Origin of the sequence: Winogradskyella pulchriflava (assembly GCF_042434315.1) — a bacterium.
GTDB classification, from domain to species: Bacteria; Bacteroidota; Bacteroidia; order Flavobacteriales; family Flavobacteriaceae; genus Winogradskyella; species Winogradskyella pulchriflava.
Genome location: NZ_JBHLTQ010000002.1, coordinates 177,131 through 198,140 on the forward strand (window position 1 = coordinate 177,131; position 21,010 = coordinate 198,140).

Sequence of the window (21,010 nt, forward strand, 5' to 3'; positions counted from 1 at the left end):
TTATTTTAAAGCTATTAGTATCCTGCATATTTAAAGTTAAGCATCTGTTTTACATAATTGTATAGCCTAGGGAACTGATTTTTGAATTCCAATGGTGTTTCTATGAAGTTTTCCAATAGTACTGCAAAAAATTCATAATGGTTGGTATAGGCATATGCCCTGAAGTATTTTGATGCGATTAAATCCTCTCTTACTATTTTATGATGCTGTAAATAATTGACTAAGTCATTAAAGCCTTCATTAAAAATTATACTACTAATATCACTATTGCTAGCTGCATTGAGGTGTATTGCATGTCCAAATTCATGAATGCCAAGATTAAGATTATCATCTCCTATATGATAGCCCTGTTTAAAATCTTCCCAAGAAAATACCATTGTACGCATTTGCGGGTTTGTTTCTCCTTTATGCTGGGTTTTATTTAATTGTGAATAATAGGTTTTAGGATATATAAGAATGGTGTCAATGAGTTCGATGAGATAGTTTCTAAAACCAAACGTAAGCATTACTGCAGTGGCTGAAATTAGCACTTTCATTTCGTCATTAGGCACCAGGCCTTCCCTACCAATAAACTTTTTGCTTTTTATGAATGTGGCCAATCTATGTCTGAATATGGCCTGCTCTTTTTCTTTGAGTTTATTATAAAAACTGAACTCACTCTTTAATATCCTTAACTGCTTATCCGTCAGTTCATTTTTAAACAAAAACGTATTTCTGAAAAAGGGTCTTTTGTACTTTAAGGCATATACCTGTTCTGCATACATATAAAATCTGCCAAGTACCACCGAAGCCACGCCAATAAAACAGATAATTATAAAAATTAGCTTTATGGCTGGGTCCATAGTAGGTGCTTCAGTTTGCTGAAGATAGATCATGGCTAAATATAGCCATAAATTAAAAATTGTGCCTAATTTAAGGTGTGATTTGTGTTTATAAAAGGCCCTTTTTAAAAGGGTTGTTATGTAGTGTTTTAAAGCTCCTCTTTGAATACAACTTGCAAAAAAAATCGTAAGGTCATTAAAAATTAGAGCCTGAATTAGGTTTCGACTTACTTCGTAAGCTCTCTTCGTCCAAAATATATTTTGTCCTCGACAATGCTCAACCCGACACATCACCTAAAAACTAAATTTAATATTTAAACAAAAAAAATGCGCAAAACTGATTGACTCAATTCGTGACCTCGAGAGGATTGCTGGCGCATCCTTTGAGCTCCGCCTTGAACATACTTCAAACGAAAAAACGCTCAAGCGAGCTTGGCGTTTTTTCTTATTGAAGCATGTATTCGTGACCTCGAGAGGATTCGAACCTCCAACCCTCAGAGCCGAAATCTGATATTCTATCCAGTTGAACTACGAGGCCTTAGATTCCTGCCTTTACAGGAATGCCAATTTAAGATAATTTAGCTTTAACTATTGTTGAAATCGTTTTGCCATCTGCTTGGCCTGCTAGTTGTTTTGAAACCATGCCCATGACCTTACCCATATCTTTCATACCTTCTGCACCCGTTTTTTCAATAGTCTCTACAACTACTTTTTCTATTTCTTCTTCACTTAATGCTTCTGGTAAAAACTGACTGATAATTTCTGCTTGGTCCAGTTCTGGCATAGCTAAATCCTTACGGTTTTGTTCTAAAAATATTGCCGCGCTATCCTTACGCTGCTTGACCATTTTAGACAGTATCTTTATCTCTTCTTCTTCAGTTATTTCTTCATTAGAACCTGATGCGGTTTTTGCCAATAAGATCTCTGATTTAACAGCTCTTAATGCCGCTAATGCTGTTTGGTTTTTTTCTTTCATAGCTACTTTCATAGCTGCCATTACACCGTCTTGTAAACTCATAATTGTATTCATTTAATAGAATTGCGAAGATACTAAAAGTTATACTGACTTTTGGCTATAGCTTTAGAACTCATAAAAACAAAAAGCCCAAAAAGTTGGAGATGCTTTTTGGGCTTGACAAAGGTGTTAAACACTTAACTTAAACTTGCTATTAATCTACGTTATCGTGTAAAAATGAATTATTACTTCTCAATTGTATGTCGTCATTATCGTCGGTTCCGACAGACATTCTTGATGCGTTGGTTTCTGAAGAATGCTGCGCATTCTCTAAATTAACACCCTGTCTTTTGTAAGCAGGTTCTTTTTCTATTTCGTCTATTTTAGCTGTATTGAACTTATAATTAAAATCTTTCATGTGCTTTCTACGCTCATCTGCACGTGCTTTAATAAGTTCTGAAATTGGACTGTTCATTGGGTCAATCTCATCTTCAACAACTTCATTAGGTTCTTCAACTGAAAGTACTTTCTTTTCAAATACTATTTCTTCCTTTACTTCAGCTTCTTTTGTTTTAGTATTTAAAGACGACTCAAAAGTTTCAAAATCATCTAAAGCATAACGTTTTTCACCCTGTTCATTAACTTCTGTAACGGCTATAATTTCAACAGGTTCATTAACATCTATATCCTTAACTTCTTCATCTAAACTAAAGAACATTTTTTCTTCACCAGTCTCTGGCTCATCTACTTGCTCTGGCTCATTTTTTGTTAAAGGCAAATCGAACGTTAATGTGATCTGCTCTTCCTCTTGTTCTACTTCAATAGTTTCAGCTTTATTTTCTATTGGTGTAATGATAAACTCTTCTGGCTCTTCTTCTTTTTGAGCTTTGGTATCTAAAACTTCATCATAAATTACATCCATATTTCTAAGTAAATCTGTAGTAGGAATGATATCCATTCCGTTATTCACTTTGGTCTCAACTTCATCTTCATCAAATAGGACATGCTTTACTATTGGCGTTTTCTTTTCGTCCTCTAGTACAATATCTGGAGTAATAATTGCTGGCTCTTTGTCTTTAGTACTTACTTCTTCTACTGACTCTTCTAAAGCGTGGATTACTTTTTTAGTTTCGGTATTAGAAATTTCGTTCTGTTGGTCTATATCAAAACCTGTAGCTATTATTGTTACTGCAATAGACTCTTGTAAAGATTCATCTTCACCAACACCCATAATAATGTTAGCTCCATGTCCTGCTTCATTTTGAATGTGGTCATTGATCTCACCTATCTCATCAATTGTAATTTCCTGAGAACCTGAAACGATTAGCAACAATACGTTTTTAGCTCCAGTAATTTTATTATCGTTAAGTAATGGTGAATCTAAAGCTTTCATAATAGCTTCTTGTGCTCTGGTCTGACCAGAAGCCGTAGCCGATCCCATAATGGCTGTTCCACTGTTACTTAATACGGTTTTGGCATCACGTAAATCAATATTTTGTGTGTAGTGATGTGTAATAACTTCTGCAATTCCTCTTGAAGCCGTAGATAACACCTCATCTGCTTTAGAAAAACCAGCTTTAAACCCAAGGTTTCCATAAACTTCGCGAAGTTTATTATTGTTAATTACCACTAAAGAATCTACGTGAGCACGTAAGTTTTCTATGCCTCGTTGTGCTTGTTCATTACGCATTTTACCTTCAAACTGAAATGGCATGGTGACAATACCAACGGTAAGAATGTCTAATTCTTTTGCCATTTTAGCAATAATTGGTGCAGCACCTGTACCTGTACCACCACCCATTCCGGCTGTTATAAACACCATTTTTGTATTGGTATCTAACATTCTGCGGATATCTTCTAAGCTTTCTACAGCAGCTTGTTCGCCAACGTCTGGATTGGCACCAGCTCCTAAACCTTCGGTTAAGTTAACACCTAATTGAATTTTGTTTGGAACACCACTGTTTTGAAGTGCTTGCGCATCCGTATTACAAATCACAAAATCAACACCTTTGATACCTTGCTGGAACATGTGATTTATGGCATTGCTACCTCCACCACCAACACCAATAACTTTAATGACGTTAGATTGATGCTTAGGCAAATCAAATGAGATGTTTCCAAATTCGTTGCTATTACTCATACTTTTTGAGATTATGGGATTTTATATTTTTAAACTTTATTTTATTTTTTATTGCCTACACCTCAGCGTTGGCTTTAAATTAAAATTGCCACAGGACAATTTCTTAACATTCAACTCTACTCTGCGTTATCCAAGAACTCTTTAACACGTTCTGTTAACTTATCTAAAAACGAACGACGCTCTTTTTTAGGCTCTTCTACAACGGCTTCTGTTTGTTTGTCTGCGCTTTGCTCAGCCTCTGATGTTTCCAGCATCTCCTCTTCAGCCTCTTCAACTCTTTTTCGTTCTTGACGCTTTAGACCATCCATTACCAAACCTACAGCAGTAGCAAACAAAGGACTTGCTATATCTTCATCACTATCACCAGCTAAATGCTCATTAGGATATCCTATTCTGGTATCCATGCCTGTGATATATTCTACCAATTGCTTAAGGTGCTTTAACTGGCTTCCACCACCTGTTAAAACGATACCAGCAATTAACTTTTTCTTTTGTTCTTCGTGGCCGTAATTTTTAATTTCCACATAAACCTGTTCTATAATTTCCACGACTCTTGCATGGATAATTTTAGAAAGGTTTTTTAAGGTTATTTCCTTTGGCTCTCTACCACGTAACCCAGGAATAGACACAATTTCATTGTCTTTATTTTCACCTGGCCATGCTGAACCGAATTTAATTTTTAACAATTCGGCTTGCTTTTCAATTATTGAGCAGCCCTCTTTAATATCTTCAGTAATAACATTTCCACCAAAAGGAATTACCGCTGTATGACGAATGATTCCGTCTTTGAATACCGCTAAATCCGTAGTACCACCTCCTATATCAATCAGTGCTACTCCAGCTTCCTTTTCTTCCTGGCTTAACACTGCGTTTGCTGATGCCAACGGCTCTAAAGTGATGCCTTCTAATTGTAAACCTGAGCTTTTAACACATCTTCCAATGTTTCTTATTGAAGACACTTGACCAACTACAACATGAAAATTGGCTTCTAGCCTTCCTCCATACATGCCTATTGGCTCTTTAATTTCCGCTTGTCCGTCAACTTTAAACTCTTGTGGCAATACGTGAATAATTTCTTCACCTGGAAGCATTACCAGTTTATGCACCTGATTGATTAATCGGTCGATATCCGCTTCATCAATCACTAATTCTGAGTTTGCTCTAGTGATGTAATCGCTATGTTGTAAACTACGGATGTGTTGCCCTGCAATACCTACGGTTACTTCTTCAATTTTCTCTGAAGCCGCAGATTCGGCCTCTTGCACTGCTTGTTGAATTGACTGTATTGTCTGTGTAATGTTATTTACAACACCACGATGCACACCCATACTTTTGGATTTACCAACACCGATAATTTCTACTTTACCGTATTCGTTTTTGCGACCAATCATGGCCACAATCTTTGTGGTTCCTATATCTAAACCTACCGAAATGTTATGATTGTCCATAGTTTACTTTTTGGTGCAAATCACTTGTTTATCAAATTTGAGATTCACAAGTTTATAATTATCTAATATGTTATCCTTTAAAGCTTTTTGGTAAAAGGCCTTAAAATTGTTTATCTTCTTTTTTAACTGATTTAATGTTCCTAAATGCACTGTGAAATCGCTTTTTCGGATTTTAAAATCAATGGTTTTATCATCATTCTGACGTATCTCAATGACGTGTTTTTTTAAGAATTCGTCCGCATCAACAGCTTTAGCAAATTGAAACACTGTTTCGAGGTCATTTTTCTTAATATTACCAGTAACTAGTGGTACTCTTGCAGCAAAATTTGATGACAATGGCATGAATGAACCTTCGTCATCTATATAATATGATGCATTAGTATTAACTCTTGCAATAGGTCGTTTTTGTTCAATTTCTACCGAAAGTTCCGCGTTCACTGACATGAACACTTCTGCTTTCTTAATCATTGGATTAGAATTTAGGGCAGTTTCTAATTCGTTCAAATCTATAATTTCTTTAGGTTGTTCCGCAACTGCCCGCTGATTTTGTATTAACAATTTACTAACAGTGGCCTCAGTGATAAATAATTTGTTTTCTCCTAAAAATTTTATTTTAGAATCAACAACCTTTCTATTGCTATTTCGGTGATTGGAAAACGCAAATAACCCACCCACCAAAAGCAGTAACACAATGACTTTTATGTAGTTATAATTAATTCGCAATGCTAAATGCTTCTTTAATATGTTTTACTTCTTCTCCTATATCACCTGCTCCGATTGTTAAAACAACTTGCGCTTGTGCCATTTTTATTTCATCAATCAATTGTGACTTAGAAATTAGTTTTTTATTCGGGTTTTGAATTTTGTCCAATAACCATTTTGAAGTGACTCCTTCAATTGGTAATTCTCTTGCTGGATAAATTTCTAACAGCAACACTTCATCAAATTTTGAAAGACTTTCCGCAAATCCATCTACAAAATCCTTAGTTCTACTAAAAAGGTGCGGTTGAAAAACTGCAAGTACCTTTTTGTTTGGGTACATCTCTCTTACGGCTTGATGTACTGCGTTTATTTCTTCAGGATGATGTGCATAATCATCGATATACACAAAATCGTTAGTTTTAATTTGATAGGTAAATCTTCGCTTAACACCTTTATAAGATGCTAAGCCCTTGGCGAGCTGATCGTGAGGGCAACCGTAGGTTACAGCCATCGCCAAGGCAATCATTGCATTAGACAGATTATGTCTACCAGGTAGGTTAAATTTGAAATCTTTATATAATCCGTTAGATGTTTGCACATCAAACACATAACTTCCATTTTCTATTCTTACATTCTGAGCACTATAGTCTGAATCGTCTTCAACACCATACGTTATACCTTCTAACGGTAAACCATTTCTTACAAACAGTTTTCCGTTTGGCTTAACACATTCTGAAAAATCTTTAAAGGATTTGATAAGTCCTGAAGCATCACCATAAATATCCAAATGGTCTGCATCCATAGATGTGATACATGCTAAATCTGGTGAAAGTGTTAAAAATGAGCGATCAAACTCATCTGCTTCTACCACAGTAACTTCTGTGCCGTTTATAATTAAATTAGAATTATAATTCTCGCTTATTCCACCTAAAAAGGCGGTTACAGGAACATCACAGCTATTGAGCAAATGCCCTAAAATACTTGTTGTTGTTGTTTTACCATGTGTACCAGCAACAGCAAGGCAATATGTTTGCCTAGTTACTTCTCCTAAAACAGCGGAACGTTTTAATACCTTGAAATTATGATCTATAAAATAGTTTAATTCCAAGTGCTGTTTTGGTATAGCAGGTGTGTACACCACTAAAGTTGTGTCTGCATTTAAAAAGTCAGAATCTATTTCGGTAATAGCATCCTTAAAATGAATATCGACACCTAATTCCTGTAATGAAGCTGTTATATCTGTTGCTGTCTTGTCATAGCCAGCTACCTGCTTACCGTTTGCTAAAAAATAGCGTGCAAGTGCACTCATACCAATACCACCAATACCAATGAAATAGACGTGAGTAACCCATCCCAAACCTTTTCCAGAAGGAAGAGTTTTCTCATTGTTGCCTATATGTATTCTATTGCCTTTACTCATTCGTCTTAGTTTCTTCCGTTTGAGAAGAAGGACTTTTTAATAATTTTTCAACTTCATCCACAATATCGTTTGTAGCATTTACCAAGGCTAAAGCTTCAATATTTTTACTTAGGTCCTTTCGCTTTTCATCGTTAGAAATCAGTTCTGAAAATTCCTTTTCAAAATCCGTATCCAAATCTTTTTCTCGTATTAGTATTGCAGCATCCTTATCTGCAACAGCCTTTGCATTTTTGGTTTGATGATCTTCTGCCACATTTGGAGACGGGATAAAAATTACAGGTTTACCTACAATGCATAATTCTGAAACTGAAATTGCTCCAGCTCTAGATATAATAATATCTGCAGCTGCATAAGCCATATCCATATTGTTTAAAAACGCATGAACCTGAACATGTTTACGCTCATTGTATTGTTTGTATTGGCTGTAATACAGTTTCCCACATTGCCAAATGACCTGTACATTTAATGTTTCAAAAAGGTCAAGGTTAGACTCAATTAATTCATTAATTCGTCTTGCTCCTAAACTCCCACCCAACACCAAAAGTGTATGTTTACTATGTATGAGTGTAAAAGCATCTTTACCTTCTATATGCTTACCCTTTACCTCTAGCAAATCTTTTCTAATAGGATTTCCCGTGAGTTTTATTTTCTCTTTAGGGAAGAATTTTTCTAAACCTTCGTAAGCCACGCAAATAGTATTCACTTTTTTACCCAATAATTTATTTGTAATGCCAGGATACGAATTCTGCTCCTGTATTAAACTAGGGATTTTTTTAGAGGTTGCCACTTGCAACAACGGTCCACTAGCAAAACCACCTGTACCAATGACTGCGTTTGGCTTAAATGTATTTATAATTTTTCTTGAACGCAGGAGACTGACTACCAACTTAAACGGAAATGCTAAATTTTTTAAAGTTAATTTTCGTTGAATACCAGAAATCCATAAGCCTTCTATTTTATAACCAGCTTGTGGCACTTTATCCATTTCCATGCGGTCTGACGCACCAACAAATAAGAACTCAGCATCTGGATAGCGCGATTTTAACTCATCTGCAATAGCAACAGCAGGATAGATATGTCCTCCTGTGCCGCCTCCTGATAATATGAATTTATAGTTACTCATTAAATTGCCTCACTTAAAATGTCTAATGGGTTTTCTTCTGATGCTTCTTGTTCTTTTAGTTCTTGTCGTTTTGCGCTTACACTTAATACAATTCCTATTGCCAAACATGTCATCCAAATTGATGTACCACCACTACTTATCAATGGCAGCGTTTGCCCAGTTACCGGAAAGAGCTCTACTGCAACAGCCATATTAATCAACGCCTGAAATACAATTGGCAGACCAACACCTAGCACTAACAGCTTTCCGAATACACTATCCGATTTTTGTGAGACTACTACAATTCTAAACAGTAGCCACGAGTAGAGCACTAAAAGGAATAAGCCTCCTATTAAGCCGTATTCTTCAATAATAATAGCAAATATGAAATCTGAAGATGATTGCGGCAACAAATATTTTGTTGGACTTTTCCCTGGACCTAAACCAAAAACACCACCAGAAGCAATGGCTGTTTTAGAGCGTTCAATCTGATAATCTGCCTCTGTATCCGATTCATTAGCGTAGTTTTCAATTCTACTCATCCAGGTATCCACACGATTAGGCATTGCATCTGGAAAAGCTTTAGCAATCAGAATAAAGAATGCCAGTGATGCTATACCAACACCAACAATTATTAAAAGATATTTTATAGGATAGCCTCCAATAAATGTCAGCATCATTACCATTGTAAAAATAATGGCTGTTGTAGAAAAGTTAGCTGGCAATATTAATGCTAACACTAAAAACACAGGAACCCAAAGCGCCAGAAAAGTTTCCTTAAATGTGATTTGCTTGTCTTTTATTTTTGACAAATATCTAGCCACATAAACCATAATAACCACAGCTGCCAATGTAGATGTTTGAAACGACATATTGACAACTGGTATATTAATCCATCGACTTGTATTTGTACCTTCTGTGTTAGTTGAGCCTTGCAAAAGCGTAATTAAAAGCAGCACTAAAACCACTGGAATAAGTATCATTGAAAGTCCTCTAAAATACCTATACGGAACTTTATGGACTGCAAACATGATTGCAAAGCCTAATGACAAATGCACAAAGTGCTTGACAAAAAATGAAAAGGTATTGCTGCTCTCTCCATAATCCGCCAAATTACTTGCAGCACTATACACAGGTAAAAATGAGAAAATAGCCAACAGTGTGGCTATAGCCCAAATAGCTCTATCTCCTTTTATTTGTGTGAATATGTTCCCCATTGTCCTTTGGACATTTCCCCAAAGGGGAAAGTTTAAATTAGTTATTAACTCTTACTTATTTAATCAACTTTTGACGCCTCAACAGTTTCTTCCCTCTGGGAAGATAAAGATGGGCTTATTATAAATTACGAACCGCATTTTTAAATTGGCGTCCTCTATCTTCATAGTTTTCGAATAAATCGAAACTTGCACATGCTGGTGACAACAATACATTGTCTCCTGCATCAGCAACTTTGTAGGCAATTTTTACAGCTTCAGCCATGTATTGTGTTTCAATAATAACATCTACCATATTCCCAAAGGCTTCAAACAGTTTTGTATTATCTACACCAAGACAAATGATTGCCTTTACTTTTTCGTTTACAAACGGAAACAGCTCTTTGTAATCATTGCCTTTGTCCACACCACCAACAATCCATACTGTAGGTGCATCCATGCTTTCTAAAGCAAAATAGGTCGCATTAACATTTGTTGCTTTAGAGTCATTGATGTATTGCACTTTATTGATTTTAAGCACATGCTCCAAACGATGCTCTACACCTTGAAAGTTTTCTAAGCTTTCTCTAATAGTTTGTTTTCTAATTTTAAGCAAATGCGCCACAGTTGAGGCTGCCATTGCATTTTTAATGTTATGTTTTCCCTCTAATGCTAAGTTTTCTGTCGGCATAATTATTTGGTTGTTATCTATTGTTATTATTATTTTATTATTGTCTAAATAGGCTCCTTCTTCAATAACTTTAGTTAATGAAAAAGGCAATTTTTTGGAATGAATTTGATGCTGCGCTAACCATTCTACAATCACTTCATCATCTGCATCGTAAATGAAGTAATCGTCCTTAGTCTGGTTTTCTACAATTCTAAATTTTGAAGCTATATAGTTTTCAAATTTATAATCATAGCGATCCAGGTGGTCTGGTGTAATATTGGTTAAAATTGCCACCTTTGGTTTAAAATCATGAATATCATCTAACTGAAAGCTACTTACCTCTAACACATAATTTTTATGGTTGTTTTCAAGTATTTGCTTCGCAAAACTATCACCAATGTTTCCAGCCAAACCCACATCTAAATCTTGCTTTAGCAAATGATGTGTTAACGTTGCCGTTGTTGTTTTTCCGTTGCTACCAGTGATTGCTACCAACGTTGCATCGGTGTAATTTGAAGCAAATTCAATTTCTGAAACCACCTTAATACCAGCTTCGTGGATTTGTTTTACCAAATTCACTTTATCTGGAATACCAGGACTCTTCATGACGATGTCTGCATTCAGAATTTTTGATTCTGTATGCTGCTCATCTTCAAATTCAATCTCATTATTTAAAAGAACGTCTCTATATTTTTCTTTAATCTTTCCTTTGTCGGAAACAAAAACTTCATACCCTTTTGCTTTTCCTAGAAGTGCAGTTCCCACTCCACTTTCGCCTCCGCCAAGAATCACCAAAAGCCCCTTCCTAAATCCTTCCCCAGAAGGGAAGGACTTTTCACTCTGCTGGCTATTTTCTCTATCCTTCATTTTATTTTCCCTGTCATTCCTGCACAGACAGGAATGATAAACTTTATCTTATCTTCAATGTCACAATGGAAATAATAGCTAGCAATATGCCTATAATCCAAAATCGTGTGACTATTTTACTTTCGTGATATCCTGACTTCTGATAATGATGATGCAGTGGCGACATTTTAAAAATACGTCTGCCTTCTCCATATTTTTTCCTTGTGTATTTGAAATAGCTCACTTGCAGCATTACCGATAAATTTTCAGCTAAAAAGATTCCGCATAAAATTGGAATCAACCATTCTTTTCTTACTGCAATAGCAATAACAGCAATGATTCCACCAATAGTTAAGCTTCCTGTATCACCCATAAACACTTGAGCTGGATAGGCATTGTACCATAAAAACCCAACTAGAGCACCTACAAAAGCAGCGATATATATTGTAATTTCCTCTACTTGAGGTATATACATTATATCTAGATATTTTGAGAATATGATATTACCAGAGACCCAAGCAAAAATCCCTAAGGTCAATACTACAATTGCAGAAGTTCCTGCAGCCAAGCCATCTATACCGTCTGTAAGATTTGCACCGTTGGAAACTGCTGTGACAATAATTATGGAAATCAATACGAAAATAATCCAAGCGTATTTTTCTAAATCCGGACTTATCCATGTGATTAAGTCCGAATAATCAAACTCGTTATTCTTAACAAAAGGAATGGTTGTTTTTGTTGATTTTTCTGCAACATCAAACAACTTAGCTGCTGGCAAATCTGGATTTTCGGCTAACATTACACGTTGCTCTGCGATAGGCAACTCTTCTTTAATGGTAACATCCTCATGAAAATACAGCGTTAAACCAACAATAAGACCTAGTCCAACCTGTCCAAGCACCTTGAACCTTCCTTTTAAACCTTCTTTATCGTTTTTGAATTTTTTGATATAGTCATCAATAAAACCAATGGTTCCCATCCAAAGGGTGGTAACAATTAATAGAATGATGTAAATGTTTTCGAGTTTAGCAAGCAACAATACCGGAATTAATGTTGCCAGTATAATGATGATTCCACCCATAGTTGGAGTACCAGCCTTTTCTACCTGTCCTTCTAATCCTAAATCGCGAATAGTCTCACCTACCTGTTGCCTCTGTAAAAATCTTATGATACGCTTACCATATATTGTAGAGATTAACAATGACAAAATAATAGCGACTGCAGCCCTAAACGTTAAGAACCCAAAGAGTGATGCTCCAGGAAATTGGAATTGTTGTTCTAAATATTCAAATAAATAATATAACATTAATTTGATTTACAATTTTTGATTTACGATTTACGATTTTTGGCTCTCATTGTTTTTATTGAGGTTACGACTATTGCCAATAGTTCATTCCCTTCTTTGTGCAATCTTTTTATTTCTTCATGTTCTTTATTACTTACCTGAAGCAATAGCTCCAAGAAATACATACTCTCGTCCGCTTCTTCAACAATTTTTAACTTGTTAATAAAATCTGCATCCGATTTAGCTCGACATGCCGCTCTGTAATTAGCACCAACAGAGCTTGAACATCTAATCAACTGATTACAAAAGGCATTATATTCTCTTGACAAAGGGAATTTTGTACATAAATGCCAGCCATCAGCTGCATATTTTTGAGTTCTATTTTTTAATTGTTGTTTCAATTTTAATTCGTCATTCTTAAATCGTAATTCCTACTTCGTCTTATTTTTGTAATTGTTTTAAAAATTCCTGAACCGTTTTATAATCATCAAAATCGAAGCGTTCACCTTTAATCTCTTGATAAGTCTCATGCCCTTTACCTGCAATGAGAATTATGTCGTTAACATTTGCCATTTGACAAGCTGTTTTAATCGCTTGTTTTCTATCTGTAATTGATAATGTTTTTTTAAAATTTTGAGGCTCAACACCTTTTTCCATATCTTCAATTATGGTTTCTGGCACTTCGCTTCTTGGGTTGTCACTCGTAAAAATGACTTTAGTACTCAATGCAGACGCTATATGTGCCATTTTAGGTCGCTTGGTTTTATCTCTGTCTCCTCCACAGCCGACAACAGTGATTAACTCTTCGTTTTTAGTCCTAATATTGTTGATTGTTTCCAGAACATTTTTAAGCGCATCTGGTGTGTGAGCATAATCAACAATGGCCGTAATTTTTTCATCTGAAATGAAATATTGAAAACGACCAGATACATTTTCAAGCTCACTAATAAGCCTTAGAATTTCAACTTTTTCTAAGCCTAAAAGCTCAGCCGCACCATAGATTGCTAAAATGTTATAGGCATTAAAACTTCCAATTAACCGTGTCCACAATTCACTTTCATTAATCTTGAGCAGTAATCCACTAAATTCGTTTTCTAGAATTTGCGCTCTGTAATCGGCATAATTTTTTAAAGCATAAGTGTATTTTTTAGCTCCTGTATTTTGAAGCATTACCAAACCATTTTTATCATCCATGTTAGATAATGCAAAGGCATCTTTTGGCAAGCCATCAAAGAATGCTTTTTTAACATCTCTGTATTCTGCAAAAGTTTCGTGGTAGTCTAAATGGTCGTGCGACAGATTGGTAAAAATGCCACCTGCAAACTTTAAGCCTTCCGTTCTGCTCTGGTGAATACCATGAGAGCTCGCTTCCATAAAACAAAATTCGACCCCTACATCATTCATTAACTTTAAGTACTTATTAATCGTTAATGAATCTGGTGTTGTATGCGTTGCTTTATACGTTTTATCATCCACCATTATCTTAACCGTAGATAACAACCCAACTTTATAACCTGCTTTTTTAAACAGTTGATACAATAAACTTGTAACCGTAGTCTTACCGTTAGTACCCGTAACACCAACCAATTTTAAGTTTTCAGAAGGGTGCTCATAGTAATTCGCTGCCATATAGGCCAATGCTTGGTTAGAATTCGCTACTTCTATGTAAGTAATGCCATCTTCAAGAACCTCTGGAAGTTTTTCACAGACTATAGCACTAGCACCATCTGCAATAGCTTTTTCAATGAATTTATGACCATCAGTAATGGTTCCTGAAATTGCTACAAAAACATCATTTGTTTTTATTTGACGTGAATCAAACTCCACCTTATTAACAGCAATACTTGTGCTCCCAACCACAGCATTAATAGTAACCTTGTACAATATGTCTTTTAAAATCATCATGATGCTTCTAAGACTATTGTTTGGTTAGGCTTTAATTTTTGATGCTTATCTACTGATTGTTTTTTTACAGTTCCGCTACCATTTAATCTCACCTTTACGTTAACCTGTAGATTTTCAAGCAATGCTATAGCATCCATGGCTGGCATACCCACAACACTTGGCATTAGCTCTTTATATTTTTGAGCGTTTTCGTAGTAGCTTTCAAAATCTTCATTCACCAAATTATTATTGAAATCTAAATTCTGAACCTCATCAATAATTGGTGTGTCTGTATATATTTTTTGCGCTATTCTTTTAAAGACTGGACCTGACACATCAGCTCCATAGTAACCAACTTTAGTACTTGGCTCATGTATTACAACTATACATGAGTATTTAGGGTTATCGGCCGGAAAGTAACCTGCAAATGATGAGATATATTTCTTATCCTTTTTCCATTCTTCAAAATTTGCATAATCTGTACGAGCTGTACCTGTTTTTCCAGCCATTGAAAATGTTTCTGAATACATACGGCTTCCAGTACCACGAATTACAATGTTTTTAAGAATATCCTGAATTTGAGATAATGTTTTATCAGAACATATTTGATCTACCAGCACTTCCTTTTTAAAGACTTCAATATCCTTATCAAAAGATTTTACCGCTCTGATAAATCGAGGCTTAATCAATTCACCCTTATTGGCAATAGCATTATAGAATGCTAAAGTCTGAAGCGGTGTCATAGTTAGATTATATCCATAGGCCATAGAAGGCAGAGCATTTCTACTCCAGTTACTAGCTCCAGGTCTTGGGATATCAGGTTTCCCTTCTCCAATGATTGATACACCAAGTGGTTGATCTAATTTCCACTTACTCAATCTATCTAAAAACTTTTCAGGCTTACTTGAATAATGGTCATCAACAATTGTTGCTAAACCAATATTTGAAGACACTTCAAGTGACCTAGCAGCAGATATTTTTCCATAACCACCACGATGCGAATCACTAATAGTTCTTCCGTAGAAATATTTTATTCCATTTTTTGTGTCAATAATTGTAGATGTATCAATTACCTTATCCTCTAAAGCCGCCATCATCGCCATAACTTTAAAGGTAGAACCAGGCTCATGACTTTCACCAACAGCATAATTCAACTTTTCGTAATACGTCCCTTTAGATGTTTTAGCAAGATTTGAAATAGCTCTTATCTCACCAGTTTTAACATCCATAACTACAACACAGCCATGCTCTGCTTCATATTTTTCCAACTGACCTAATAAGGAGTGGTGTGCTATATCTTGAATATTAACATCTATCGTGGTGTACAAATCATAACCATCTTGAGGCTCAACTTGGTCGAAATCTGCAATTGGCTTCCATTGCCCATTTCCTATTTTCTGCTTTAATCGTTTACCTTTTACTCCCTTAAGGTATTTTTCACCAAAGGCACCATCAATTCCAACTCTTGTAGCATAATTATTTTCATCAATACGTTCATAACCGATAGAACGCGAAGCAATTTCGCCCATTGGATGCTCGCGACGTGTTGTCTGCTCAACAATTAATCCTCCCTTAATTGCACCAAGATTTAAAAGTGGAAAATTTCGCATTCTGATATAATCTGAATAGCTAATGTTTCTTGCTAAAAGGAAATATCTGTTTTTATTTTTTCGTGCTTTTCTGATGACATTTTTATAATAGGAAGCTGGCTTGCCTTTATAAGCCGAAAGTGAATCTGCTAAAGCACCAATATGCTCATCAAAAACCGCATCTTTTGCTTGAATGGCATCAATTCTAATATCGTACTTAGGAATAGATGTAGCCAGTAAACTTCCATCAGCAGAGTACACATTACCACGATTTGGCTCTATATCAAAATCTTTAACCGTCCGTTTTTCTGCCAATGCTCTATATTCATCCCCTTGAATAAACTGAATACTGCATAACTTAAACACCACAGCCAAGGCAAAGACAAACATGCAGCCTGCCACGAAATACAATCTGTTGAGTATGTTAGTTTCGGTTGTTGCCAAAGCTTATTGTTTTTGAGTTCTAACCCTGATTTTTGTTGGAGGGATTTCAGAAATCTGAATATCCTTTTCTGCTACTTTATTTATTATGGATGACTCCATTTTTAACCGCATTAGTTTTGAGCGCCCATCTACGAATGCCGATCTTAATTCCTTTACTTCATTTGTAAGTTTAGCTATCTCATGCACTTTTTTATCTGCGCTATGCGAACTTGCTATCATAATGATTGCCAGCACTGAAATAAAAATGATGATGCGCCAATTTTTAAANACGAATCATCACTGATTAGAAACTTTCCACGTAATATGCTGTAGATGTTTTTTTTCATATTTTTTCAGCAATCCGAAGCTTTGCACTTCGCGCTCTATTATTTGCTTTTATTTCTTCTTTTGATGGCACAATAAGTCCACCCACTTTTTTTAATGGGACTTCAAAATTTCCAAAAACATCACGTTCTGGCTCACCTTCAAATAACCCGTTTCTTATATAGCGCTTTACCAATCTATCTTCTAAAGAATGGTAAGAGATAAAGCTTAATCGACCACCAACTTTTAAGATTTCTGGCATCTGCACCAGAAGCTCTTTTAACACTTCAATCTCCTGATTAACCTCTATCCTTATTGCCTGATAGATTTGCGCTAAAACTTTATTCTCTTTTTTATGATTCAAAAATTGTTTTAAGACCGTTTTTAATTGCTCACTGGTTTCAATTGGCTTTGTTTTTCGCTCTGAAACAACCACCCTTGCCATAGCTGGTGCTTGTCTCAGCTCGCCATATTGCAACAAAACAGCTCTTATTTGCTCTTCTTCATATTCGTTAATGACTTCAAAAGCTGACAACTTATTACCTTGATTCATTCGCATATCTAGCTTCGCCTCAAAACGTGTAGAAAAACCGCGTTCTGCTACATCAAATTGATGTGATGACACACCAAAATCTGCCAAAACACCATCAACTTCCTTTACACCATAAAATCTTAAGAACCTTTTTATATACCTGAAATTCTCATTGATAAGAACAAAGCGATCATCATCTATTGCATTTGCTAAAGCATCTTTATCCTGATCAAAAGCATATAACTTACCATTTGGCCCAAGTCGCGATAAAATTTCTCGACTATGCCCTCCTCCTCCAAAAGTGACATCTACATAAACACCATCTGGCTTTATATCTAAACCATCTACTGTTTCTTTAAGTAAAACTGCATTATGATATTCCATTGTCATCATCCTCTTGTCCCATTACTTCTTCAGCTAAATCTGCAAAGTCCGAAGCCGCATCGTCTATAGCTTGCTCGTACTTCGATTTATCCCAAATCTCAATAATATTAACCGCTGAAGCCAAAACCACTTCTTTTGTAATCCCTGAAAAAGCAATCAAATCTTTCGGAATTAATAATCGTCCAGCATTATCAACTTCAACAACCTTAACACCAGCTGTAAATCGTCTTATAAAATCGTTGTTCTTTTTTTTGAACCTGTTTAGCTTGTTGACTTTAGCCATCAAAGCATTCCACTCTGCCATAGGATAAAGCTCCAAACACGATTGAAACACAGCACGCTTCAACACAAAGCCATCTTGCAAAGCTGCTGATAGCTGCTTTTTCAATACAGCAGGTATCATCAACCTTCCTTTGGCATCTGCTTTACACTCGTATGTTCCTATAAATGAATTCAACGTACTTGGTTTCCCACTTAAACGATTAAGATTCAAATATATTGAAAATTTTACCACATTTTACCACGATTTCCCACTTTTGTTGATAAGTTTTGTGTTTCAAAAAAATCAGTCTTTGACAATCACCCTAAAATCAAGGTGTTTAATAGCATTAAAAAAGTGGTACTTATCAACAACTGCTGCTTAATGATTTTAGAATTGAAAAAAATTGAAAACCAATTATTCTATTTGATTTAAAAAGGATTTAGTTATATTTGTTTTTAACACTAAGCACTAAGTTTATAGATGGCACACCTTTTAAAAAAAGAAAAGGATTATAGATATATTGAAGTAGGAGAAGGCACACCAATCATTGTGCTTCATGGTTTAATGGGTGGATTAAGTAATTTTGATGCTGTCACCAACTTTTTCAGCAGCAATGGTTATAAGGTTGTTATTCCTGAACTACCTATATATACCATGTCACTACTAAAAACCAACGTTAAAAGCTTTGCCAATTATCTTAAAGATTTTATTGACTTTAAAGGCTTTGAAGAAGTTATTTTACTAGGTAATTCTTTGGGTGGCCACATTGGTTTATACCATACAAAGTTATACCCTAAAAAGGTAAAAGCGTTAATTATAACTGGTAGCTCTGGACTTTATGAAAGTGCTATGGGAGGTGGCTACACAAAACGTAGCGATTACGAAGTAATAAAGAAAAAAGCTCAGGATGTTTTTTACGATCCGGCTGTAGCAACCAAAGAAATAGTGGATGAAGTTTATGAAACTGTAAATGACAGAAATAAACTTATAAAAACACTAGCTATTGCTAAAAGTGCCATTAGACACAACATGGCTAAAGATTTACCAAACATGCATACTCCAACTTGTATTATTTGGGGAAAAAATGATAATGTGACTCCTCCTGAGGTAGCTGAAGAATTCAATGAACTCTTACCTGATTCTGAATTATACTGGATTGACAAATGTGGACATGCTGCCATGATGGAGCATCCTGATGAATTTAATAAGATTTTGAATAAGTGGTTAAAATCTAGAGGCTTTTAAAGCATAGCACTAAGTTTAATTAAAAAGACTTCTGCTTCCGCAGGAAATACCATGAAAATAAAATCTGCTGAGTTTGTAGTTAGTAATTCTGAAGTGGCAAAATGCCCCAAGAATCCTATTCCTGAATATGCATTTATAGGCAGAAGTAATGTCGGTAAATCTTCATTGATTAATATGCTTACCGACCGAAGAAGTCTAGCAAAAACTTCGGGTCGCCCTGGTAAAACACAGCTTATTAACCACTTTATCATAAATGACAATTGGTATCTAGTAGATTTACCTGGTTATGGCTATGCTCGTGTTTCTAAGACTTCAAAAAAGAAATTCCAAAAGTTTATCACTAATTATTTTGAGCAACGCCAACAACTGGTTTCAGCATTTGTTTTGGTGGATATAAGACATAAACCTCAACCCATAGATTTAGAGTTTATGCAATATCTAGGGGAAAATGGCATTCCCTTTGGCATTATTTTCACAAAAGCAGATAAGCTAAAACCAAAAGCTATAGACAAGCAGGTTGACGAGTACTGTCAGGAATTATTAAAAACTTGGGAAGAATTGCCACCTTACTTTATAACATCATCCAGCAAAAAAATTGGACAAGAAGAGGTTTTAAATTTTATTGAAGCTACTAATGAAGAAATTGAACGTCTAAAAAACCCATAAAGTATTAGGTCTTTACATCCAAAGCGTCTCTAAGGGCGTTTCCGACAAGCATAAAAGCCATTACCAGCAACATGATACAAAGCCCTGGAATTAGTGCTAAATAAGGCTTACCAAGAATAATATAATTGTAGTGATCTTTTATCATAGCTCCCCAACTTGCCATTGGTGGCTGTGCTCCAATTCCCAAAAAACTAAGACCGCTTTCTATTAAAATTGCTGCTGCAAAGTTTGCCGCAGAAATCACAATTAAAGGCCCAAAAATATTAGGCAAAATATGCTTTGTTATAATTCGGTAATCCTTATAACCTAACGCTCTTGCTGCCGTAACATATTGCATTTCCTTGGCGCTAATAATTTGTCCCCTAACAACTCTTGCCACTTCCACCCACATTGTTAAACCTACAGCAATAAACACTTGCCAAAACCCTTTACCTAAAGCCAAAGTAATAGCAATCACCAATAAAAGTGTAGGAATAGACCACGCAATATTAATAATCCACATTATAAAAGCATCAATTTTCCCTCCATAATAACCAGCTAAACTTCCCATGAGCAAACCAACTATTAGAGATATAAAAACAGCCACAAAACCAATAAAAAAAGATATACGAGAACCTATTAAAATTCGGCTTAAATAATCCCTTCCATACTTATCCGTACCAAAAAGAAAACTTCTGTTGTCAATATAACTTTTGTAATCTGAATTTGGAAACTGACTCAATAAGACTTGTTTTTCCTGACCTTTTAACCCATCTGAAGCATACTCTACATAATGAAGCGCATTATCTTCAACGTTATAGGATTGAATCGGAATTTCCGTATCCGTATTGTCCTTACCAAAAAACAACTTTGAAAACAGATTTTGGCTAGATTCTATACCAGAAGGTATCGTTAGCATTTGCACTTCAAAGCCTGGAGGTTTTGAATGAATAGACAAGTGCATTTGATTAGCATTTTTTGATGCGTCTGGCGCAAAAACATAGGCGAAAATTGAGATGAAACCTATGACCAAAATAATACCAAAACTAAAAACGCCCCAAAAGTTTTTTTTAAACTTTTGAAGCGCCAATCTTGTTAGTGAATTATTGTTATTTGACATTTAGTTTTAGTCTTAAAGCA

General features: G+C 35.5%; 18 protein-coding genes, 1 tRNA gene and 1 pseudogene. 2 read left to right on the top strand and 18 right to left on the bottom strand.

Features of this window, described 5'->3' with window-relative positions; translation table 11 throughout:
• Positions 1-14: 14 nt before the first annotated feature.
• The 17 genes and pseudogenes from ACFFGA_RS05940 to mraZ form a co-directional block, all read right to left on the bottom strand.
• The gene (locus tag ACFFGA_RS05940; protein ID WP_386061094.1) at positions 15-842 is read right to left on the bottom strand and encodes a zinc-dependent peptidase; all 828 of its coding nucleotides are present in this window, start codon (positions 840-842) and stop codon (positions 15-17) included.
• A gap of 443 nt (positions 843-1,285) precedes the next feature.
• Positions 1,286-1,359 (bottom strand) — tRNA-Arg (locus tag ACFFGA_RS05945).
• Between the two features lie 30 nt (positions 1,360-1,389).
• Positions 1,390-1,839, bottom strand: a complete 450-nt coding sequence (locus tag ACFFGA_RS05950; RefSeq protein ID WP_386061096.1) for a GatB/YqeY domain-containing protein — start codon at positions 1,837-1,839, stop codon at positions 1,390-1,392.
• A 151-nt stretch (positions 1,840-1,990) separates the two neighbouring features.
• Positions 1,991-3,916, bottom strand: a complete 1,926-nt coding sequence (ftsZ, locus tag ACFFGA_RS05955) for a cell division protein FtsZ (RefSeq protein WP_386061099.1) — start codon at positions 3,914-3,916, stop codon at positions 1,991-1,993.
• 116 nt (positions 3,917-4,032) lie between these two features.
• Positions 4,033-5,364, bottom strand: coding sequence for a cell division protein FtsA (ftsA, locus tag ACFFGA_RS05960; protein WP_386061102.1), 1,332 nt, complete (start codon positions 5,362-5,364; stop codon positions 4,033-4,035).
• 3 nt (positions 5,365-5,367) lie between these two features.
• Complete coding sequence (locus tag ACFFGA_RS05965; protein WP_512701464.1) at positions 5,368-6,054, bottom strand: cell division protein FtsQ/DivIB; 687 nt, start codon at positions 6,052-6,054, stop codon at positions 5,368-5,370.
• 22 nt (positions 6,055-6,076) lie between these two features.
• Positions 6,077-7,486, bottom strand: a complete 1,410-nt coding sequence (gene murC / locus ACFFGA_RS05970) for a UDP-N-acetylmuramate--L-alanine ligase (RefSeq protein ID WP_386061108.1) — start codon at positions 7,484-7,486, stop codon at positions 6,077-6,079.
• Positions 7,479-8,609 (bottom strand): undecaprenyldiphospho-muramoylpentapeptide beta-N-acetylglucosaminyltransferase, encoded by a 1,131-nt coding sequence (gene murG / locus ACFFGA_RS05975; RefSeq protein WP_386061111.1) that lies wholly within the window; start codon positions 8,607-8,609, stop codon positions 7,479-7,481. The genes murC and murG overlap by 8 nt, the downstream gene beginning before the upstream one ends.
• Positions 8,609-9,805 (bottom strand): FtsW/RodA/SpoVE family cell cycle protein, encoded by a 1,197-nt coding sequence (locus tag ACFFGA_RS05980; protein WP_386061114.1) that lies wholly within the window; start codon positions 9,803-9,805, stop codon positions 8,609-8,611. The genes murG and ACFFGA_RS05980 overlap by 1 nt, the downstream gene beginning before the upstream one ends.
• A 118-nt stretch (positions 9,806-9,923) precedes the next feature.
• Entirely contained in the window at positions 9,924-11,318 is a 1,395-nt protein-coding gene (murD, locus tag ACFFGA_RS05985) for a UDP-N-acetylmuramoyl-L-alanine--D-glutamate ligase (protein ID WP_386061116.1), read from the bottom strand.
• Between the two features lie 43 nt (positions 11,319-11,361).
• Positions 11,362-12,603: a phospho-N-acetylmuramoyl-pentapeptide-transferase gene (gene mraY / locus ACFFGA_RS05990; protein WP_386061119.1), complete on the bottom strand. Its 1,242-nt coding sequence runs from the start codon at positions 12,601-12,603 to the stop codon at positions 11,362-11,364.
• A 23-nt stretch (positions 12,604-12,626) separates the two neighbouring features.
• Positions 12,627-12,983, bottom strand: a complete 357-nt coding sequence (locus ACFFGA_RS05995; protein WP_386061121.1) for a four helix bundle protein — start codon at positions 12,981-12,983, stop codon at positions 12,627-12,629.
• A 40-nt stretch (positions 12,984-13,023) separates the two neighbouring features.
• A complete protein-coding gene (locus ACFFGA_RS06000) occupies positions 13,024-14,487 on the bottom strand; it encodes a UDP-N-acetylmuramoyl-L-alanyl-D-glutamate--2,6-diaminopimelate ligase (protein WP_386061123.1) in 1,464 nt (487 codons plus the stop codon).
• Entirely contained in the window at positions 14,484-16,445 is a 1,962-nt protein-coding gene (locus ACFFGA_RS06005; protein ID WP_386061235.1) for a PASTA domain-containing penicillin-binding protein, read from the bottom strand. Before ACFFGA_RS06005 ends, ACFFGA_RS06000 begins: the two co-directional genes overlap by 4 nt.
• Positions 16,446-16,502: 57 nt before the next feature.
• A pseudogene (locus ACFFGA_RS06010) lies at positions 16,503-16,825 on the bottom strand (FtsL-like putative cell division protein).
• On the bottom strand, positions 16,822-17,718 hold the full coding sequence (rsmH, locus tag ACFFGA_RS06015; RefSeq protein WP_386061126.1) for a 16S rRNA (cytosine(1402)-N(4))-methyltransferase RsmH: 897 nt from the start codon (positions 17,716-17,718) through the stop codon (positions 16,822-16,824). Before rsmH ends, ACFFGA_RS06010 begins: the two are co-directional and overlap by 4 nt.
• The gene (mraZ, locus tag ACFFGA_RS06020) at positions 17,705-18,175 is read right to left on the bottom strand and encodes a division/cell wall cluster transcriptional repressor MraZ (RefSeq protein ID WP_386061129.1); all 471 of its coding nucleotides are present in this window, start codon (positions 18,173-18,175) and stop codon (positions 17,705-17,707) included. The genes rsmH and mraZ overlap by 14 nt, the downstream gene beginning before the upstream one ends.
• A gap of 285 nt (positions 18,176-18,460) precedes the next feature.
• On the opposite strand from mraZ, the gene ACFFGA_RS06025 reads away from it, so the two are divergent.
• A complete protein-coding gene (locus ACFFGA_RS06025; RefSeq protein WP_386061132.1) occupies positions 18,461-19,225 on the top strand; it encodes an alpha/beta fold hydrolase in 765 nt (254 codons plus the stop codon).
• A 51-nt stretch (positions 19,226-19,276) separates the two neighbouring features.
• Positions 19,277-19,891, top strand: a complete 615-nt coding sequence (yihA, locus tag ACFFGA_RS06030; RefSeq protein ID WP_386061135.1) for a ribosome biogenesis GTP-binding protein YihA/YsxC — start codon at positions 19,277-19,279, stop codon at positions 19,889-19,891.
• Between the two features lie 4 nt (positions 19,892-19,895).
• On the opposite strand, the gene ACFFGA_RS06035 is transcribed toward yihA, so the two are convergent.
• A complete protein-coding gene (locus tag ACFFGA_RS06035) occupies positions 19,896-20,990 on the bottom strand; it encodes an ABC transporter permease (RefSeq protein ID WP_386061138.1) in 1,095 nt (364 codons plus the stop codon).
• Between the last annotated feature and the right edge of the window lie 20 nt (positions 20,991-21,010).